Here is a 2,678-nt window from a genome sequence, read left to right on the forward strand (position 1 = left end):
TGGCTGCCGCCGCCACCCACGCCAGCCGGCCGCGCGTCACCGCCCCCTGCTCCAGCAGCGCGATGGCCTCGCGCACCGAGGGAGCGCCGGCCACGGCCGCCGCGATCTGGCGCTGCACCTGCCGGTGCACCAGCACATCGCCGTACAGCCCCGGCACCGCAAACACCAGCAGCACCCCCGCCAGCCCCAGGCCCGCCAGCACCGGGACGGGCAACGCCTCGCGCAGCAACCACAGGACCGCGATCCAGGCCACCAGCCCCAGCCACGCGGCGCCATAGCCGAGCAGCGGCCGCCACAGCCTGCGCAGCACCATCCACGCGATGGTGCACACGGCCGCGCCCAGGTTCCATCCGGGCAGCGCGCGGCCGGTCGCATCCAGCCGTTCGAAGGCCGCCAGGTAGCGCTCGGCGTTCACCGGCCCGAGCGCGGCGCGGTACAGCGCCCCCGACACGCTGGGCGGCATGTCCTGCACTGCCGGCGGTTCCTCGGCGTGCGCAGCGTAGGCCATGGCAGAGCTTTGCATGCGCGGATTCTGGCATGGCATGGCGGGGGCAGTATGATGCGCAGCCTTGCGGTCGCCCTGGGCGGCCGCCTGTCTGCCCGTAGCTCAACCGGATAGAGCAATTGCCTTCTAAGCAATAGGTCGGGGGTTCGAGTCCCTCCGGGCAGGCCAAGGCCCAACTCGGCCCGCGCCCTCAGGCGCTCCAGTCGCCCGACTTGCCGCCCCGCTTCTCGCGCACGCGCACGTCGGTCATGACCATATGCTTGTCGGCCGCCTTGCACATGTCGTAGACGGTCAGGAGCGCCACCTGCACTGCCGTGAGCGCCTCCATCTCCACGCCCGTCTGGCCCAGCGTCTCGACCGTGGCGCTGCACTGCACCACGCCATCGCCGGCGATCCGCTGCAGGTCGAACTCGATCGCCACCCGCGTGAGCGCCAGCGGGTGGCACAGCGGAATCAGCTCGCTTGTCCTCTTTGCCGCCATGATCCCGGCGATGCGCGCCACGCCCAGCACGTCGCCTTTTTTGGCCGTACCCGATTCGACCAGCTCCAGCGTGGCGGGGCGCATGCGGATGCAGCCGGTGGCGACGGCGCGGCGGTGCGTGGCGGCCTTGGCGCCCACGTCCACCATGTGGGCCTGGCCCTGGGCATCGAAATGGGTGAGCACGGCATCGGCGCGGGACGGATCGGGTGCGGGGCTGGACATGAGGCAGGCAGTGAGACGGAGGGCCGGCGGATGAACCATTCGGGCTGGCCAGGCATCATACGGTGCTGTATCCCGGGCCGCGCCGCGGCCCACCCGCCGAATGGGCAAAGGAGCATGGTGCCACGTTCTTTCCCCTCCCAGCCAAAGAGCCCTCCTTCCACGCGCTGGCGCGCCGGGGCCGCCGCCGCCCTGGTCGCCGCCTTGCTGGCCGCGCCGGCCGCACACGCCCAGGTGCGCCTGCCCACCCTGGGCGACGGGCTGGAGATGACGGCCGGTGCCGAGCGACGCCTGGGCGAGCGCATCGTGCGCGAGCTGTACCGCGATCCGGACTACCTCGACGATCCTGCGCTGCACGAATACGTCATGGGCATCTTCGAGCCGCTGCACGCCGCAGCACGGGCGCGCGGTGAGCTCTCGCTCGAGCTGGAGGAACGCTTTGCCTGGGAGCTGCTGCTCGGGCGCGACCGCAGCGTGAACGCCTTCGCGCTGCCGGGGGGCTATTTCGGCCTGCACCTCGGGCTGGTGGCGGTCGTCGCCACGCCGGACGAGCTGGCCTCGGTGCTGGCGCACGAGCTCAGCCACGCCACCCAGCGCCACATCTCGCGCCTGGTGGCGCAGCAGGACCGCGTCACGCCCCTGGTGATCGGCAGCATGATCCTGGGCGCGCTGGCGGCCAGCCGCAGCCCCGACGCGGCGCAGGCGCTGATGGTCGGCGGCCAGGCGCTGGCGGTGCAGAACCAGCTGAATTTCTCGCGCGACATGGAGCGCGAGGCCGACCGCATCGGCTACGGCCTGATGGCGCCGGCCGGTTTCGCGCCGCAGGGCTTCGTGGCGATGTTCGACAAGCTGCAGCAGGCCAACCGCATCAACGACAACGGCAGCTGGCCCTACCTGCGCAGCCACCCGCTGACCACCCAGCGCCTGGCGGACATGCAGGCGCGCATTGCGCACGACACCCCGCAGCCCCGCCCGGCGCCGCTGGAACATGCGCTGATGGCGGCGCGCGCGCGCGTGCTGATGCGCCCCGGGGTGGACGCCTGGCGGCAGTGGATGGCAGAGCCGCAGGATGCGGGCTTTGCCGCCCGGCCGCGGCCCGAGCGCGCCGCCGCCGGCTACGCCGCTGCGCTGAGCGCCCTGCAGCTGGGCGACTGGCAGGCGGCGCGCACGGCGCTGCAGCAGCTGCAGGAGACGGTGCGTGGCGACAGCGCGGCAGAACGCCAGGTGCGGCTGTTGGGCGCCGAGCTGGAGCTGGCTGCCGGGATGCCGGCGGCGGCACTGGCGTTCCTGGATCACGGGCCGAAGCCGGACAGGCGGCCCGAGCTGCTGCTGCGCACACAGGCGCTCCTGGCCTCCGGTGGCGACGCCGCGCCCATGGCCGATGCGCTGCAGACCTGGGTGACCACGCACCCGCGCGACGCCGCCGCCTGGCAGCTGCTGGCGCAGGTGTGGCAGCGCCAGGGCCAGCCGCTG

At 72.9% G+C, this 2,678-nt stretch carries 2 protein-coding genes, 1 tRNA gene and 1 pseudogene; 2 read left to right on the plus strand and 2 right to left on the minus strand.

From position 1 onward, the window contains the following. Window positions 1–523 (minus strand): annotated as a pseudogene (locus tag A612_RS17180) (SPOR domain-containing protein); the annotation flags it as partial. Between the two features lie 73 nt (window positions 524–596). On the opposite strand from A612_RS17180, the gene A612_RS14285 reads away from it, so the two are divergent. Beyond that, window positions 597–673: transfer RNA gene (locus A612_RS14285), tRNA-Arg, on the plus strand. A gap of 22 nt (window positions 674–695) precedes the next feature. On the opposite strand, the gene moaC is transcribed toward A612_RS14285, so the two are convergent. Then, window positions 696–1,208 carry a cyclic pyranopterin monophosphate synthase MoaC gene (gene moaC / locus A612_RS14290; RefSeq protein WP_019375132.1) on the minus strand — a complete coding sequence of 171 codons (513 nt, stop codon included), beginning with the start codon at window positions 1,206–1,208 and terminating at the stop codon, window positions 696–698. Window positions 1,209–1,325: 117 nt separating this feature from the next. Between moaC and A612_RS14295 the strand changes: the two genes are divergently transcribed. After that, the coding region (locus A612_RS14295; RefSeq protein WP_478212057.1) for a M48 family metalloprotease at window positions 1,326–2,678 on the plus strand (1,353 nt) is incomplete at its 3' end.

Source organism: Melaminivora alkalimesophila (assembly GCF_000282995.1).
Classification (GTDB): Bacteria; Pseudomonadota; Gammaproteobacteria; order Burkholderiales; family Burkholderiaceae_C; genus Melaminivora; species Melaminivora alkalimesophila.